Raw genomic sequence first — 14,989 nt, 5'->3', positions numbered from 1 at the left:
CCCTAGCGGGTCTTGCCCGGCTCCCACAGCACGTCCCCCGCGCCGCCGTTGTTGGCCAGGCGCGAGGCCACAAAGAACCAGTCGCTCAGCCTGTTCAGGTATTTCACCGCCACCGGGTTACAGCCTTCGCCGGACATCAGCGCCACCGACATGCGTTCCGCCCGGCGGCTGACCGTTCGGCACAGGTGCAGATGGGCGGCGAGCGGGCTGCCGCCGGGCAGCACGAAGCTGCGCAGCGGCTGCAGGTTGGCGTTCATCGCGTCGATCTCGGCTTCCAGCCGGTCGACCTGGCTCTGGATCATGCGCAGGGGCGTGTATTCCGCCTCGCCGTCCTTCTCCATTGCCGGGCGGCAAAGGTCCGCGCCCAGGTCGAAGAGGTCGTTCTGGATGCGCGCCAGGGCCGCATCGGTGTCGCCCTCGGCATGCAGCCGCGCCAGGCCCACCGTGGCATTGGTTTCGTCCACCGTGCCATAGGCTTCGACCCGCACGGATGGCTTGGGCACCCGGCTTCCGTCACCCAGTGCGGTATCGCCGGCATCTCCGCCGCGGGTATAGATTTTCGACAGCACGACCATTGTGTCATCCCCCTCTGCGCAGCAGCACGAAGAGCACGATCAGGATGATCGCGCCCAGCTGTGCTCCCACGCGCCATTGCATCAACTTGTTGGATTTCTTGGGGTCACCCCCCTTGGCGAAATTGCCCACGCCCAGCAGCAGCACTCCGACCACGAGCAGCAAGGCAAGGCCGACAAGCAGGAAAAGCGGGTCGATGGGCATGAGACAATCCTTTCGCCTTTGCCCCCATGTAGCCCGGCAACCGGCGATTGCGAAAGGTGATTTCTGCGGTCTGCCTCAGGGCTGCCGTTCAGGCATCCCGGACCAGCCTGTCGATCAGCCGCGCGGGCAGCAGTCTCCGGATTGCCGCGGCCATGTAGGTGGGCGTGGTCACGAAATAGCGCGCCTTGGGCCTCGGATCTTCCAGCGCGCGGATCAGCTTGGCCGTCACCGCCTCGGGGCCCAGCTCGAACCGATCGGGCTTCGGCGGTCCGGGCTGGCGCTTGTAGAGCTTGTCGAGAAGACCGTTGCGGTATTCCTCCTCCCGCTCCGAGCGTTCCCAGTCGACCCATGTTTCAAAGGCCGCGATGGCGTTCTTGCGGAAATCCGTCCGGATCGGGCCAGGCTCGATCAGGATCACTTCGATCCCGGTGCCGGCCATCTCGACCCTCAGCGTGTCGCTCAGACCTTCGAGGGCGAATTTCGTCGCGTTGTAGGGGCCGCGCCAGGGCGCAGCGACCAGCCCGAGCACCGATGAGCAGTTCACCACCCGCCCGTGCCCCTGGCGCCGCATGATCGGCAGGATGGCCCGCGTCAGCCCATGAGGCCCGAGGAAATTGGTCTCGAACTGGGCCCGCATGGCCTCCCGGCTGATGTCTTCCACCGGGCCGGGAATGGCAAAGGCCCCGTTGTTGAAGAGCGCGTCCAGCGTGCCTCCTGTGGCAGAGACAACCTCTGCGACAGCCGCCTCGATACTTGTCTGGTCGGCATAGTCCAGGTGCAGTGCGGTCAGGCCCTCGGCCTCCAGCGCGGCGATGTCGTCGGGGTTGCGGACCGAGGCAAAGACGCGCCAGCCGCGCCTGTGAAGGGTCAGTGCGGCGTTGCGACCGATGCCCGAAGAACACCCGGTGATCAGGATGGATCTGCTCATGGCCCAGCTATGCAGATCCGGCCCCGCCCGGGCAAGCCCGGTCAGGGATGCCGGGCCTCAGCCACGGGTTCCTGTGACAAGCCAGTCCGCCATCCAGCCGATCCGCCCGCCGTCGGAGACCTTCAGCTTCAGCCAGCTTCCCGTGCCGCCGATCACCTCGACCTCGTCGCCGCGGTTCAGCTTGCCGATGACGTTGTACCGCGTGCCCGGCCCCAGGCGCAGGTTGACCGTGGTGCCGGTCACCCGGCGCATGTCCCGGGCTGGTGTCGCCGCTTGCGCGGGGACCTGCGCCGCCGCCTGCTGCGGTTTCAAGACCTCCGCCGTTGCGCGGGGCGCCTCCCCGGGGGCCTCGCCCAGGGCCTGACCCGCCTTCACCATCTCGTTCAGCCCCAGAACCGGTGTCTCGTCCCGGCTCCCTGGGGCCGCACTCACCCGCGCCAGTGGCAGGGCCGTAACCGAAGAGGGCAGGGACGAGGACGCGTCACTTGCCGAGGCCGAGGCGAGCACCACGCCTGCGGGCTGGCTTCTCGCCGGCAGGCGCGTGGCCGAACGCGCCATGGCCTCGGGCTTGCTGGCCGCGGGTGCGGTGGCAGCCGCGACCTCCGTGGTGGCCTGTGCCGCTCCGGCGGCCTCCGCAGCCCGGCGCTCCGTGAGCGGAACGAAATCGGAACCGCCGCTCAGTTCATAGAAAACGAAGAACAATAATAGGCAGGTGACGGTAATGAACTTGAACATTGGCAGACTCCCGTTGGCTGCAAATCCAACGGTGCCACACCTCAAAGGTTCCTCCCGATTGGCAAATTTTCGCCGCAGGCGACATTTCCGTCCCCTGCCGGCCTTGAATGCGCCTCCTGCGCGCCCTCTCCCCAGTTGTCGATGACCGGCCGTGATGCAAACTGCCCGCTTTACCGTGACACGGGCTGCGGCTATCACCGATCCCATGAACGATACCCCTGACGACTCCGATATCGGCGCCCCCGCAGAGCCGGCCGCCCTGGCCGAACCGCTTCGCCGTGCGATCGGCGAACGCTACCTGACATATGCGCTTTCGACGATCATGCACCGCGCGCTGCCCGACGCACGCGACGGGCTGAAACCGGTGCACCGCCGGATCCTCTATGCCATGCGAGAGCTGAAGCTCGGGCCGAACTCGCGCTTCCGCAAGAGCTCGAAGATTTCCGGCGACGTGATGGGCAACTATCACCCCCATGGCGACACCGCGATCTACGATGCGATGGCGCGCCTGGCGCAGGATTTCAACGTCCGCTATCCGCTGGTCGACGGCCAGGGGAACTTCGGCAACATCGACGGCGACAACCCGGCGGCCTCGCGTTACACCGAGGCGCGGCTGACCATCGTGGCAGAGGCCATGATGGAGGGGCTCACCGAGAACGCGGTGGATTTCCGCGACAACTACGACGGCACGCTGACCGAGCCCGTCGTGCTGCCGGCGGCCTTCCCGAACCTGCTGGCGAATGGCTCCTCCGGCATTGCCGTGGGCATGGCCACCAACATCCCGCCGCACAACATCGCCGAGCTCTGCAATGCCTGCCTGCATCTGATCAAGACGCCGGACGCCCGTGACGACACGCTTCTGCAATATGTGCCGGGGCCCGACTTCCCCACCGGCGGTACCCTGGTCGAGAGCCCCGAGAACATCGCCCATGCCTATCGCACCGGGCGCGGCTCGTTCCGCCTGCGCGCCCGCTGGGAGAAGGAGGACCTCGGCCGCGGCCAGTGGCAGATCGTCGTCACCGAGATCCCCTACCAGGTGCAGAAGTCGAAACTGGTCGAACGGATCGCCGACCTGATCCAGACCAAGAAGGTGCCGATCCTCGCCGATATCCGCGATGAGAGCGCCGACGACATCCGCATGGTTCTCGAACCGCGCTCAAAGACCGTCGATCCCGACGTGCTGATGTCGATGCTGTTCCGCAACTCGGATCTCGAGGTGCGCTTCTCGCTGAACATGAACGTGCTGATCGACGGGCTGACGCCCAAGGTCTGCTCGATGAAGGAGGTGCTGCGCGCCTTCCTAGATCACCGTCGCGAGGTGCTGCAACGCCGCTCGCAGCACCGGCTGGAGAAGATCGACCACCGGCTGGAGGTGCTCGAAGGCCTGATCACCGCCTTCCTCAACCTCGACCGGGTGATCGATATCATCCGCTACGACAACGATCCCAAGGCCGCGCTGATGGCCGAGGAATGGGCCAAGAAGCGGGCCCGGGTGATGGACGAGAAGGATTACGTCTCGCCCATCGGCCAGGATGACGAAGGCGAGCTGACCGAGGTCCAGGCCGAGGCGATCCTGAACATGCGCCTGCGCTCCCTGCGCCGTCTCGAGGAGATGGAGCTGAATGCCGAGCGTGATGCGCTGATGGAGGAACGCGCGGGGCTCGAGGATCTGCTCGCCACGCCGGACCTGCAGTGGAACCGGATCGCCGACGAGCTGCGCGAAACCCGCAAGGCCTTCGGCAAGGATTTCGAGGGTGGCGCCCGTCGCACCCTGATCGAGGCCGCCGCCGAGGCCGAGGAGGTGCCGCTTGAAGCGATGATCGAGCGCGAGCCGATTACCGTCGTCTGTTCCAAGATGGGCTGGATACGCGCGATGAAGGGGCATATCGACCTCGCGGCCCAGGACAAGCTCAAGTTCAAGGACGGTGACGAGGGCCGCTTTGCCTTCCACGCCGAGACGACGGACAAGCTGCTTGTCTTCGGCACGAACGGACGCTTCTACACGCTCCAGGCTGTGAACCTGCCTGGCGGACGCGGCATGGGCGAACCGCTGCGCCTGATGGTCGACCTGCCCAACGAGGCCGAGATCGTCGACATGCGCATCTACCGTCCGGGCGAACGTCTGATCGTGGCCTCGACGGCCGGTGACGGCTTCATCGTGCCCGAGGATGACGTCGTGGCCCAGACCCGCTCCGGCAAGCAGGTGCTCAACGTCAAGGAGGGCGTGCGCGCGCTGCTGGTCAAGCCGGTCACCGGCGATCACGTCGCCGTTGTGGGCGAGAACCGCAAGGTGCTGGTCTTCCCGCTGGAAGAATTGCCCGAGATGGGCCGTGGCAAGGGCGTCCGGCTTCAGAAGTACAAGGACGGCGGTCTCTCGGACCTCACCACGATCATCCTTGAGGCGGGGCTTTCATGGCGCGATCCGGCGGGCCGTACACGGACCGAAACCGACCTGTCGGAATGGACGGCCAAGCGCGCCTCGACGGGGCGCATGGCGCCGCGCGGCTTCCCGAGGGACAACCGGTTCACTTGATCCGGCCCCTTCCGTTTCCCTGTTTGAAATATCCTCCGCGAAGCGACGCCCCGGACAATGTCCGGGGCGTTTTCGGTCCTGCGGACCGAGCCTCCGGCGGGGATATTTTCAACAGGGAAACGGGGCAGGTCAGTCCAGCGGATCGGCTTCGAGCCAGATGCCACCCTCGGCGCGCAGGGTCAGTATCAGGACAGGTCTTGGCGTCTTGCCCGGCACGGCACGAAAGCGGAACCGCGACAGCAGCGTTGCCAGGATGATGATCGCCTCCTGGAGGGCAAAGCTGGCGCCGATGCAGATTCGCGGCCCGTCTCCGAAGGGCAGGTAGCTGTAGCGCGGGATGGCCTTGCGGTCGGCAAAACGGTCCGGCCGGAAGGAATCGGGGTCGTCCCAGAGCAGCCGGTTCCGGTGCAGCGCATAGATCGGCAGCATCACCGTGTCACCCGGGCGTATTTCGCGGTCGCAAAGCCTGTCGGCCACCTGCGCCGTGCGCGAGACAAAGCCCGCCGGCGGGTAGAGACGCAGGGCCTCGTCGATGATCCGGCGTGTCAGCGGCAGGTCCTGAAGGTCATCCGCCGTCGCCGCGCGGCCCTTAAGCGCATTGCGGGCCTCCGCGCTGGCGCGGGCCTGCTCCTCGGGGGCGAAGGCGCAGAGGTAGAGGGCCCAGCCGAGCGCCAGCGCCGTTGTCTCGTGCCCGGCGACGATGAAGGCCAGCAGGTTGTCGGCAAGCTCGCGGTCGCTCATGGTACGGCCGCTGTCGGGATCTTCGGCGCCCAGGAGCAGGTCGAGAAGATCCGGCGCCAGGGCGCTCGGGGCGCGGTCACGCCGGGTGGCTATCGCGTCGTCCGCGATGGCCTTCATCTTGCGCACGACGCGGCCGGAGTTCAGCCGGGATGGCCGGGGCACCCAGCCGGGCAGCCCCAGGATATCGAAGAGAGAGACCCGCGCCACATCGGCGATATAGGCGTCGATGGCGCCATGCACCGCCTCGCGGTCGAAACTCCGGCCGCCGGAAAAGGTGACGTCGGAGATCACCTCGAAGGTGGCCCGAACCATCTCGTCGGCCATGTCGATCGCGCGGGGGCCCGCCGTGGCGATCCGCCCGCTGGCGCGTTCCGCGGCGGCGGTCATCACCGGGCTCAGCCCCGTGACGTTGCGATGCGAGAAAACGGGGGCCGCAGCGCGCCGCTGCCAACGCCAGTGCGCGCCTTCGGCGATGAAGAGGCTGTCACCGATTGCCGGGCCCAGCAGGCTCTTGGTGACGGCGGATTTCGGGTAATCCTCGGGGCGTTCCAGCAGGATGTGCCGGAGCGCCTCCGGATCCATCACCATGTGCCAGCGGATCCCCATCCTGCCCGATACGATAGGCTGTTTCACCGCCAGTTCCGGCACGATCTCGAGCACGTTGCGCCGCGCGGTGCGCAGCGAACCGAGCAGCCCGAGCGGCTCGGTTACCAGCGGCACCCGTACGGGCAGCCGGGCGGGCGGGGTGTCTCCGGGCCGCGCTGTATCAGGCATGGCGGGTCTCCGTGGCAAGGGGTCGGCGGTGCTGTCTGATATAGGTCGCAGGTGCCATTCGAAAAAGCCCGACCCGCGCCCTCGTGAATTGAAAACCACGGGGGGATGGGCTATGCCCGCGGGACTTTTCCACTTCGGGGGTTACATGTTCCGCATCCGCTCTGCCTACCGCCTGCCGGCCCTCTGCGCTGCGGCGGCCCTGCTTCTCAGCGCCTGCACCAATTCAAACGACCTCGACGAAACTCCCCCTGACCTCGGGGATTTCGCGCTCGGCCACAACATCGTCGTGGCCAGCAAGATGAAGCAGGGGCCGCTCTCGCGGGAAGCCACGGAAGAGGAAATGGTCACCGCGATGCAGGCCGCGATCGACGAACGCTTTGGGCGCTACGACGGCGACAGGCTCTATGATTTCGGTATTTCGGTCGAAGGCTACATGCTGGCGCAGCCCGGCATTCCCCTTATCCTGTCGCCGAAATCCGCGCTGATCATCAAGGTGACGCTCTGGGACGATGCCGCCGGCAAGAAGCTGAACGACGAGCCCGAGACCATCACCATCCTCGAGAGCCTCTCGGCCGATACGGTGGTTGGCTCCGGCCTTACGCAATCCAAGGAAGAGCAGCTTCAGAACCTCACGCGCAATGCCGCCAAGGAGGTGGAACGCTGGATGCTGATGCATCCCGAATGGTTCGACCTGGCGCCGAAGGGGAGCGGTGAAAGCACCGGCAGCACCTTCACCTCGGCCGCCTCCGTGGCCAGCCAGGTGGCCGGCGGCACGGCCGCAGATTGACCGTTCCGGCGGGGCGGGTCATCTCCCGCTCTGCCAGGCCGCGCGGGAACGGCGCAACAGCGCCGGTTTCCCTCCAAGTCCCGCTTGATTTTCCCCTTCAGACCCAATAAATCGCGCCCGGAGTGAAATCGGCCCCTTGGGCCCCAAACACAGAGGCGCCTGACCATGGGTAAGGAAAAGTTTGAGCGCGGCAAACCGCACTGCAACATCGGTACGATCGGTCACGTTGACCACGGCAAGACGACGCTGACGGCTGCGATCACGAAATACTTCGGTGATTTCAAGGCCTACGACCAGATCGACGGCGCGCCGGAAGAAAAGGCCCGCGGGATCACGATCTCGACCGCGCACGTTGAATACGAGACGGAAGCCCGTCACTACGCGCACGTCGACTGCCCTGGCCACGCCGACTACGTGAAGAACATGATCACCGGTGCTGCGCAGATGGACGGCGCGATCCTGGTTGTGAACGCAGCTGACGGCCCGATGCCGCAGACGCGCGAGCACATCCTGCTGGGCCGCCAGGTGGGTATTCCCGCCATGGTCGTGTTCATGAACAAGGTTGACCAGGTCGACGACGAAGAGCTGCTCGAGCTCGTCGAGATGGAAATCCGCGAACTGCTGTCGGCTTACGACTTCCCCGGCGACGACATCCCCGTCATCGCAGGTTCGGCCCTGGCCGCACTGGAAGGCCGTGACCCGGAAATCGGCGAAGAGAAGATCAAGGAACTGATGGCCGCCGTGGATGCCTACATCCCGCAGCCTGCACGTGCCGTTGACCAGCCCTTCCTGATGCCGATCGAAGACGTGTTCTCGATCTCGGGCCGTGGTACGGTTGTGACCGGCCGCGTGGAACGTGGTGTCGTGAACGTCGGCGACGAACTTGAAATCGTCGGCATCAAGGACACCAAGAAGACGACCTGCACGGGCGTTGAAATGTTCCGCAAGCTGCTGGACCGCGGTGAAGCCGGCGACAACATCGGCGCCCTGCTGCGCGGTATCGACCGTGAAGGCGTCGAGCGTGGCCAGGTTCTCTGCAAGCCGGGTTCGGTCAAGCCGCACACCAAGTTCGAAGCCGAAGCCTACATCCTGACCAAGGAAGAAGGTGGCCGTCACACGCCGTTCTTCGCGAACTACCGCCCGCAGTTCTACTTCCGTACGACGGACGTGACCGGCACGGTTCAGCTGCCCGACGGCACCGAGATGGTGATGCCCGGCGACAACCTGAAGTTCACCGTCGAGCTGATCGCTCCGATCGCCATGGAAGAGAAGCTGCGCTTCGCTATCCGTGAAGGCGGCCGGACCGTTGGTTCGGGCGTTGTCTCCAAGATCATCGAGTGATGATCGCGCAGGCTGAGGGACACCCCCGCAGCTGACGCAATCGATAGGAAACGGCGGGGGAAACCCCGCCGTTTTTGTTTTGCGGTCCCGCCAGGAAAGCTGCCGCGATGACTCTGGCGGGGCTGGATTTTTGCCTGTCAGCATTTATCATTTTCGCCATGAGTGACCTGATCCATTTCGCCCTGACCCTCGAGCCCGCTGCCGAGGCGGACCATGCCGCCGGCAGTGCCGCGGCTTGGACGCCGCTGCCGGCCGAGGACGTGGCGCGCCGCCTTGCCGGTGGGCCGCTGACCTGGGTGCATCTCGATGCGGCGCATCCCGATGCCCTGGCCTGGCTGGAGGCCAATGTGCCCGACATGGACGAGACCGTTCTCGATGCCCTGACCCAGACCGAGACGCGCCCGTGGGCCGGGCGGGTGGGGGATGATCTGCTGGTGGTCTTCCGCGCCGTGAACCTCAACGAGGGCAAGGACAAGGAGGACATGCTCGGCGTACGTGTCTGGGCGGAGAGCGGGCGAATCATCACGCTCTCCCGGGCACCCATCCGCGCGCTCAAGGAAATCCGGGCAGAGGCGCTCCGGGGTGACGGGCCGGTGACCCCGGGTGGCTTCCTCGCGCTGCTGGGCGAGCGCCTCACGGACCACCTGGAACCTTTCATCCGCGATCTCGATCTGGAGGTCGACGAGCTCGAAGCGGAGGTCATCGACGAGCCGCACCGGGACCTGCGCCGACAAATCGTCCGCCTGCGCCTGGCTCTTGTCGAGCTGCGCCGCCACCTGCCGCCACAGCGCGATGCGCTCGGCACGCTGCAGATCTGCAACAGTCCGCTGCTGACCCGGCGCGACCTGAGGGAGATCCTGCGCAGCCACGACCGCCTGACCCGGCTGACGGAGAACGTCGACGAACTTCGCGATAACCTCGTTGTCCTGCGCGACGAACTGGCCGGGCAGCTGAGCGACCGCATCAATCAGCACATGTATGTGCTCTCGATCATCTCGGTGGTCTTCCTGCCGCTGACCTTCCTGACCGGGCTCTTCGGGATAAACGTGGGCGGCATACCAGGGTCGGATGATCGCGTGGCCTTTGCCGTTTTTGCCGGAATCATGCTGGTGCTGGTCGCGGTGCAGATCTGGTTGCTGCGGCGGATCGGCTGGATCTGATCCGGGGCAGGGCGGAGCCTGCCGCAAAGATCCGGGCCAGGTGGAAAGAATTTCATTTTCCCGCCGCGGGGGGCCTTGATCTTCACTGCGCGCTGCCTTATCCGACTGCGACGGACTAGGGGTTTAGCTCAGTTGGTAGAGCATCGGTCTCCAAAACCGAGGGTCGTGGGTTCGAGTCCCTCAGCCCCTGCCAGTCCGAAATCTCCCGCACATGAAATGCTCTGCGCTGCCCGATACTTTCTGCATCGGGTGGGTGGTCCTTTGGGCGCGTCTTCCGCCGTCCTGTCCGCCCGGATATTCGGGGCGGCACGGTCGCTACCCGCCGCGGTGCGCGGTCACGCAGTGGCGGGGATTGCTCCACCGGGTCAATGACATGCGCGGCAGCCGGTAGGCTTGGCCGCTGCGCACAGGGGCGCATCAGGCGTCGGCAGGGTACATGCCGCAGGGGCCTCCGCGAGAACGACCCTTGAAACCACCGGCCGCTTTCCGTATGTCCTCGCCATTCTCCCGTGTTGGGATTCCGCACCGTCGCGATACCGACATGATACCGACGTGATACCGACGTAAGGATTCAGCCCATGGCGAACCCGTTGCAATTCATCCAGCAGACCCGTGCCGAGATCGGCAAGGTGTCCTGGCCGACCCGCCGCGAGGTGGTGCTGACCACGATCATGGTGCTGGTCATGGCAACGCTGACGGCCATCTTCTTCGCGTTGGTCGACATGGTGATCCGGTTCGGTCTCGAGCAGATCCTGCGCTTCTTCGGCTGAGGCTTGCGCTTTCCGGCGCATCTTTGTATCTGACAGCCCAATCCCTCAGTCTGGCGCGCGGCGATTCGAGCCCCGCGCCGATTTTCTATTGGGGAGACCGCTTCGGCCCGTCGGGCCTGGATGGCGGAAATGACAAGGAATTCGGTCAGTTGGCCGAGAGGTAATACGAAGGGTCGTTGCGACATGGCAAAGCGTTGGTACTCGGTTTCGGTCCTCTCGAACTTCGAGAAGAAGATCGCCGAGCAGATCCGGCAGAGCGTTGCCGAGAAAGGTCTTGAAGACCAGATCGACGAAGTGCTGGTGCCGACCGAAGAGGTGATCGAGGTTCGTCGTGGCAAGAAGGTGACCGCCGAGCGGCGCTTCATGCCGGGCTACGTGCTGGTCCACATGGAAATGTCGGACACCGGCTATCACCTGATAAACTCGATCAACCGCGTCACCGGTTTCCTGGGCCCGCAAGGTCGCCCGATGCCGATGCGCGACGCCGAGGTGAACCAGATCCTCAACCGTGTCCAGGAAGGCGAAGAAGCCCCGCGGACGCTGATCCACTTCGAAGTGGGCGAGAGGGTCAAGGTCAACGACGGCCCGTTCGAGGACTTCGACGGCATGATCGAGGAAGTGGACGACGACAACCAACGCCTCAAGGTGTCGGTGTCGATCTTTGGCCGGGAAACTCCGGTCGAGCTGGAATTCACGCAGGTCACCAAGCAAGGCTGATCCGCGTGCCACGATGCGTGATTGCGCGCATCCCGCCGGGGCAGTGCCGGTTGCATCCGTGGGAGGCGAGGGCACGCGAGCCCGGACCAGACCACGCGCAGAGTAGGGCACGACGCGTCGTGTCCGTGTAGGGTGCGTGATCCGACGCACCGATGACAAAGGAGAAGGCCAATGGCCAAGAAACTCGTTGGCAGCATGAAGCTGCAAGTGAAGGCCGGGCAAGCCAACCCGAGCCCGCCCGTGGGCCCGGCGCTGGGTCAGCGCGGCATCAACATCATGGAATTCTGCAAGGCGTTCAACGCCAAAACGCAGGACATGGAGCCCGGTGCGCCGTGCCCGACCGTGATCCACTACTACCAGGACAAGTCCTTCACGATGGAAATCAAGACGCCCCCCGCGTCTTATTACCTGAAGAAGGCTGCCAAGCTGAAGTCGGGCGCCAACAACCCCGGCAAGGAAACCGTTGGTACGGTGACCGTTGCTCAGGTCAAGGAAATCGCTGAAGCGAAGATGAAGGACCTGAACGCCACCGATATCGAAGCGGCGATGCAGATCATCCTGGGCTCCGCCCGCTCCATGGGCATCGAGGTGAAGTAATGGCAAAGCTCGGTAAACGTACCCGCTCCGCTCGTGAAGCATTCGCCGGCAAGGAAGACATCTCCGTCGAGGAAGCCGTCGCGCTGATCAAGGCAAACGCCTCCGCCAAGTTCGACGAGACCCTCGAGATCTCGATGAACCTCGGCGTCGACCCCCGTCACGCAGACCAGATGGTTCGTGGTGTTGTCGGCCTGCCCAACGGCACCGGCAAGACCGTTCGCGTGGCCGTCTTCGCCCGTGGCCCCAAGGCCGAAGAAGCCCAAGCTGCCGGTGCGGACATCGTCGGTGCAGAGGACCTGATGGAAACCATTCAGGGTGGCACGATCGAATTCGATCGCTGCATCGCAACCCCGGACATGATGCCGATCGTCGGCCGTCTGGGCAAGATCCTCGGCCCGCGCAACCTGATGCCGAACCCCAAGGTCGGCACCGTGACCATGGATGTTGCCGACGCCGTGAAAGCGGCCAAGGGCGGTGAAGTCCAGTTCCGTGCCGAAAAGGCCGGCGTCGTGCACGCAGGCATCGGCAAGGTTTCCTTCGACGAAGCCAAGCTGGTCGAAAACGTGCGCGCCTTCGTGGACGCCGTTTCCAAGGCCAAGCCGGCCGGTGCCAAGGGCACCTACATGAAAAAGGTTTCGCTCAGCTCCACCATGGGCCCGGGCGTGTCTGTCGACGTGGAAAACGCGACCGGCAACTGATCTTTTCAGGGACAGTGAAGAGACAGAGAAGGGCGGCCTGCGGGTCGCCCTTTTTCTTTTCGGCCGTCAGGACGGCGAGTTGCCGATGTCCCAGCAGCTGTCTTCCAGTTCGGAGGAGGGGTGTCGGGCTGTCTTAAGGGCCGTCTCGAGATTCTGCCCGTCGACAGCCGCACTGGCCAGGTCCTGCAGCGCATAGGTCGAGACCCGGGCAGTGCCTTTCATCAGGTCCCGGCTGAGGGCCAGGATGGTCAGGTAATCGAGGTGGTTTCCCAGCATGCCGGAACCGTCGGCATCGCCGCCTTCGGCGTTGTCCCGACAGGCCTCGACATCGACCGAAATGAAGGAGCGGCACACGGTGGGCCGAACCTCGTAGGCGCGGCAGTTTCGGGTTTGCGGATCGAGAGCCGCACAGGCGTTTGCGTTCCAGTCTCGCCCGTCCGGGGCGCCTGCGAGTGGGGCGAGGGCCCCATGCAGCTGTACCGCCTCCGCCTCGGTGATCAGGCCGCCGTCTCCTTCGAGAAGGATACAGCAGAAAGCACAGCCCTCGCTGCAGGCGGCATTCACCAGTTCTTCCGGTTGGCCGGCGCGGATCTGCTCACCGGTCATCGCCGCCAGTTTCCGCGCGACTTCGCCGGAGGCAATCTCGCCGGTCACCGTCGCCATCGTCTGCCCCTCGGTCTCCGCTGCGGCAAGGTAGGCATCCAGGATGCGCCGGCCGCGTTCTTCCAGGGGCTTCGGCATGCCCCGGGCTCGAGCGCGCTCCAGCTTAAGACGTAGTGCCTGGATCGTTGCCGGGCGTTTGCCCCTGGCGCCGGCCGCCTGGCGTCTCGCTTTCCTGTCACTCATGGGCTCTCAACTCGCTGATACTTGTGGCTTGTTTTCGTGGCGTTCCCCGGGCCGGGCAATCCGCCTCTGGCGCGCCTCGACGGAAAGGAGTATAAGGGGCGGACGGTCGCGTCCAGCCGCTTGCGGAGCCGTGTCGCACCGAAGTCACCGGGCCGGCGCAAACGCGTGCGGCTTCGTTACTTGTTTTTTACTCTTCACATTGCGGCCCAAAGGGCCTAGAAGCCCCGCTGTTGGGGTTGGCGGGATTCGTCTGCCCTGACGATTCGTCCGAGACGGTGGGTGAAGGTCCCGACCTTCATAAATCCTGCCTGAGACGGGAAAAGACCAGATTTCTTCGGGTATCTGCGCAAGCGGCGCCCGGGGCGAGATTGGACGGACCCGTAAAAGGACCCGAATGCCGGGACTTTACGTGCCGGCGGAAATGAGCCGGAGGGTCAAACCTCCCTACTTGGAGTGAAACTGTGGATAGAGCCCAGAAAGAGAAAGTGGTCGACGAGCTCGGCCAGATCTTCGAAAGCTCTGGCGTTGTGGTGGTTGCCCACTACACCGGCCTCACGGTTGCCGAGATGCAAACTCTGCGCGCCAAAGCCCGTGAGGCTGGCGGTAGCGTGCGCGTCGCCAAGAACAGGCTCGCCAAGATCGCCCTGGAAGGCAAGCCCTGCGCAAGCATTGCTGATCTTCTGACGGGCATGACCGTTCTGACCTACTCCGAGGACCCCGTGGCGGCAGCCAAGGTGGCCGAGGACTTTGCCAAGGAGAACAAAAAGTTCGAAATCCTTGGCGGTGCGATGGGTGAGAACGCTCTGGACCGGGCCGGTGTGGAAACCGTGTCGAAAATGCCGTCGCGCGAGGAGCTCATCGCTTCCATCGTCGGCTGCATCGGCGCACCCGCTTCCAACATCGCCGGTGCCATTGGCGCGCCTGCTTCGAACATCGCCTCCATCCTGTCCACGATCGAGGACAAGGCGGCGTAAGCAACCGAGAGACCGGCGTGGGGTTGCATACCTTAACGTTGGAACACATCTAGAGATACGGAAAGAGTCACAATGGCTGATCTGAAAAAACTGGCTGAAGAGATCGTTGGTCTGACGCTTCTCGAAGCACAAGAACTGAAAACCATCCTGAAAGACGAATACGGCATCGAGCCCGCTGCTGGCGGCGCCGTCATGATGGCTGGCCCGGCAGGCGGCGACGCTGCTGCTGCTGAAGAAGAAAAAACCGAGTTCGACGTCATCCTGAAGTCGGCCGGCGCTTCGAAAATCAACGTCATCAAAGAAGTCCGCGGCATCACCGGCCTGGGCCTCAAAGAAGCCAAAGAGCTGGTGGAAGCCGGCGGCAAGGCTGTCAAAGAAGGCGTTTCGAAAGAAGAAGCCGAAGAGATCAAAGGCAAGCTGGAAGCAGCTGGCGCCGAGATCGAAGTCAAGTAATCCCTTCCGGGGTAACCCGGATGCGAGGATTTACAGGCTGGACGCGGGGATGCCCGCGTTCAGCCGAACCTGTCTCAGAGAGGGCTTTCGAGAAAGCCCTGCCTAAGGCGCGGTTCGAGGATCGGGAGGCCACCATTGGGACGGTGGCCAGGCATGGA

16 protein-coding genes and 1 tRNA gene are annotated in these 14,989 nt (G+C 64.5%); 11 read left to right on the top strand and 6 right to left on the bottom strand.

What is annotated here, in order from left to right; translation table 11 throughout:
• Positions 1-2: 2 nt before the first annotated feature.
• The 4 genes from AC0WR5_RS16715 to AC0WR5_RS16700 all read right to left on the bottom strand — a co-directional run bounded on the left by AC0WR5_RS16715 (position 3) and on the right by AC0WR5_RS16700 (position 2,440).
• A complete protein-coding gene (locus tag AC0WR5_RS16715) occupies positions 3-575 on the bottom strand; it encodes a cob(I)yrinic acid a,c-diamide adenosyltransferase (protein WP_475864820.1) in 573 nt (190 codons plus the stop codon).
• A gap of 4 nt (positions 576-579) precedes the next feature.
• Positions 580-777 carry a twin transmembrane helix small protein gene (locus tag AC0WR5_RS16710; protein ID WP_475864818.1) on the bottom strand — a complete coding sequence of 66 codons (198 nt, stop codon included), beginning with the start codon at positions 775-777 and terminating at the stop codon, positions 580-582.
• A gap of 88 nt (positions 778-865) precedes the next feature.
• On the bottom strand, positions 866-1,705 hold the full coding sequence (locus AC0WR5_RS16705; RefSeq protein ID WP_475864816.1) for an SDR family NAD(P)-dependent oxidoreductase: 840 nt from the start codon (positions 1,703-1,705) through the stop codon (positions 866-868).
• A 57-nt stretch (positions 1,706-1,762) separates the two neighbouring features.
• Complete coding sequence (locus AC0WR5_RS16700) at positions 1,763-2,440, bottom strand: SH3 domain-containing protein (protein WP_475864814.1); 678 nt, start codon at positions 2,438-2,440, stop codon at positions 1,763-1,765.
• A 205-nt stretch (positions 2,441-2,645) separates the two neighbouring features.
• Here AC0WR5_RS16700 and AC0WR5_RS16695 point away from each other — a divergent pair, with 205 nt between their 5' ends.
• Positions 2,646-4,973 carry a DNA topoisomerase IV subunit A gene (locus AC0WR5_RS16695; RefSeq protein WP_475869046.1) on the top strand — a complete coding sequence of 776 codons (2,328 nt, stop codon included), beginning with the start codon at positions 2,646-2,648 and terminating at the stop codon, positions 4,971-4,973.
• A 129-nt stretch (positions 4,974-5,102) separates the two neighbouring features.
• On the opposite strand, the gene AC0WR5_RS16690 is transcribed toward AC0WR5_RS16695, so the two are convergent.
• Positions 5,103-6,488, bottom strand: a complete 1,386-nt coding sequence (locus AC0WR5_RS16690) for a cytochrome P450 (protein ID WP_475864812.1) — start codon at positions 6,486-6,488, stop codon at positions 5,103-5,105.
• A 112-nt stretch (positions 6,489-6,600) separates the two neighbouring features.
• Here AC0WR5_RS16690 and AC0WR5_RS16685 point away from each other — a divergent pair, with 112 nt between their 5' ends.
• The 8 genes from AC0WR5_RS16685 to rplA all read left to right on the top strand — a co-directional run bounded on the left by AC0WR5_RS16685 (position 6,601) and on the right by rplA (position 12,558).
• Positions 6,601-7,275 (top strand): hypothetical protein, encoded by a 675-nt coding sequence (locus tag AC0WR5_RS16685; RefSeq protein ID WP_475864810.1) that lies wholly within the window; start codon positions 6,601-6,603, stop codon positions 7,273-7,275.
• Between the two features lie 165 nt (positions 7,276-7,440).
• The gene (gene tuf, locus AC0WR5_RS16680) at positions 7,441-8,616 is read left to right on the top strand and encodes an elongation factor Tu (protein ID WP_475864789.1); all 1,176 of its coding nucleotides are present in this window, start codon (positions 7,441-7,443) and stop codon (positions 8,614-8,616) included.
• 158 nt (positions 8,617-8,774) lie between these two features.
• Complete coding sequence (locus tag AC0WR5_RS16675; protein WP_475864809.1) at positions 8,775-9,776, top strand: zinc transporter ZntB; 1,002 nt, start codon at positions 8,775-8,777, stop codon at positions 9,774-9,776.
• Positions 9,777-9,893: 117 nt separating this feature from the next.
• A tRNA-Trp gene (locus AC0WR5_RS16670) sits at positions 9,894-9,969 on the top strand.
• A gap of 385 nt (positions 9,970-10,354) precedes the next feature.
• A complete protein-coding gene (gene secE / locus AC0WR5_RS16665; RefSeq protein WP_475864807.1) occupies positions 10,355-10,546 on the top strand; it encodes a preprotein translocase subunit SecE in 192 nt (63 codons plus the stop codon).
• A 183-nt stretch (positions 10,547-10,729) separates the two neighbouring features.
• On the top strand, positions 10,730-11,263 hold the full coding sequence (nusG, locus tag AC0WR5_RS16660) for a transcription termination/antitermination protein NusG (RefSeq protein ID WP_475864805.1): 534 nt from the start codon (positions 10,730-10,732) through the stop codon (positions 11,261-11,263).
• A 171-nt stretch (positions 11,264-11,434) separates the two neighbouring features.
• Positions 11,435-11,860 (top strand): 50S ribosomal protein L11, encoded by a 426-nt coding sequence (gene rplK, locus AC0WR5_RS16655; RefSeq protein WP_475864803.1) that lies wholly within the window; start codon positions 11,435-11,437, stop codon positions 11,858-11,860.
• Positions 11,860-12,558, top strand: a complete 699-nt coding sequence (gene rplA / locus AC0WR5_RS16650) for a 50S ribosomal protein L1 (protein ID WP_475864801.1) — start codon at positions 11,860-11,862, stop codon at positions 12,556-12,558. Before rplK ends, rplA begins: the two co-directional genes overlap by 1 nt.
• A 66-nt stretch (positions 12,559-12,624) precedes the next feature.
• On the opposite strand, the gene AC0WR5_RS16645 is transcribed toward rplA, so the two are convergent.
• The gene (locus tag AC0WR5_RS16645) at positions 12,625-13,299 is read right to left on the bottom strand and encodes a YkgJ family cysteine cluster protein (protein ID WP_475864799.1); all 675 of its coding nucleotides are present in this window, start codon (positions 13,297-13,299) and stop codon (positions 12,625-12,627) included.
• Positions 13,300-13,865: 566 nt separating this feature from the next.
• Between AC0WR5_RS16645 and rplJ the strand changes: the two genes are divergently transcribed.
• Both rplJ and rplL read left to right on the top strand, forming a co-directional pair.
• Entirely contained in the window at positions 13,866-14,378 is a 513-nt protein-coding gene (rplJ, locus tag AC0WR5_RS16640) for a 50S ribosomal protein L10 (protein WP_475864798.1), read from the top strand.
• 72 nt (positions 14,379-14,450) lie between these two features.
• A complete protein-coding gene (gene rplL / locus AC0WR5_RS16635) occupies positions 14,451-14,831 on the top strand; it encodes a 50S ribosomal protein L7/L12 (protein WP_475864796.1) in 381 nt (126 codons plus the stop codon).
• Positions 14,832-14,989: the final 158 nt, after the last annotated feature.

It is taken from the genome of Pseudooceanicola sp. DL12 (genome assembly GCF_056270665.1).
Note: the sequence above shows the minus strand (reverse complement) of the source record. Positions and strands in the feature narration are given on the sequence as shown.

What these genes read in the sequence shown, in the direction of transcription:
- AC0WR5_RS16715 (WP_475864820.1), bottom strand. Translation starts at nt 575, where the DNA reads ATGGTCGTGCTGTCGAAAATCTATACCCGCGGCGGAGATGCCGGCGAT.
- AC0WR5_RS16710 (WP_475864818.1), bottom strand. Translation starts at nt 777, where the DNA reads ATGCCCATCGACCCGCTTTTCCTGCTTGTCGGCCTTGCCTTGCTGCTC.
- AC0WR5_RS16705 (WP_475864816.1), bottom strand. Translation starts at nt 1,705, where the DNA reads ATGAGCAGATCCATCCTGATCACCGGGTGTTCTTCGGGCATCGGTCGC.
- AC0WR5_RS16700 (WP_475864814.1), bottom strand. Translation starts at nt 2,440, where the DNA reads ATGTTCAAGTTCATTACCGTCACCTGCCTATTATTGTTCTTCGTTTTC.
- AC0WR5_RS16695 (WP_475869046.1), top strand. Translation starts at nt 2,646, where the DNA reads ATGAACGATACCCCTGACGACTCCGATATCGGCGCCCCCGCAGAGCCG.
- AC0WR5_RS16690 (WP_475864812.1), bottom strand. Translation starts at nt 6,488, where the DNA reads ATGCCTGATACAGCGCGGCCCGGAGACACCCCGCCCGCCCGGCTGCCC.
- AC0WR5_RS16685 (WP_475864810.1), top strand. Translation starts at nt 6,601, where the DNA reads ATGCCCGCGGGACTTTTCCACTTCGGGGGTTACATGTTCCGCATCCGC.
- tuf (WP_475864789.1), top strand. Translation starts at nt 7,441, where the DNA reads ATGGGTAAGGAAAAGTTTGAGCGCGGCAAACCGCACTGCAACATCGGT.
- AC0WR5_RS16675 (WP_475864809.1), top strand. Translation starts at nt 8,775, where the DNA reads ATGAGTGACCTGATCCATTTCGCCCTGACCCTCGAGCCCGCTGCCGAG.
- secE (WP_475864807.1), top strand. Translation starts at nt 10,355, where the DNA reads ATGGCGAACCCGTTGCAATTCATCCAGCAGACCCGTGCCGAGATCGGC.
- nusG (WP_475864805.1), top strand. Translation starts at nt 10,730, where the DNA reads ATGGCAAAGCGTTGGTACTCGGTTTCGGTCCTCTCGAACTTCGAGAAG.
- rplK (WP_475864803.1), top strand. Translation starts at nt 11,435, where the DNA reads ATGGCCAAGAAACTCGTTGGCAGCATGAAGCTGCAAGTGAAGGCCGGG.
- rplA (WP_475864801.1), top strand. Translation starts at nt 11,860, where the DNA reads ATGGCAAAGCTCGGTAAACGTACCCGCTCCGCTCGTGAAGCATTCGCC.
- AC0WR5_RS16645 (WP_475864799.1), bottom strand. Translation starts at nt 13,299, where the DNA reads ATGCCGAAGCCCCTGGAAGAACGCGGCCGGCGCATCCTGGATGCCTAC.
- rplL (WP_475864796.1), top strand. Translation starts at nt 14,451, where the DNA reads ATGGCTGATCTGAAAAAACTGGCTGAAGAGATCGTTGGTCTGACGCTT.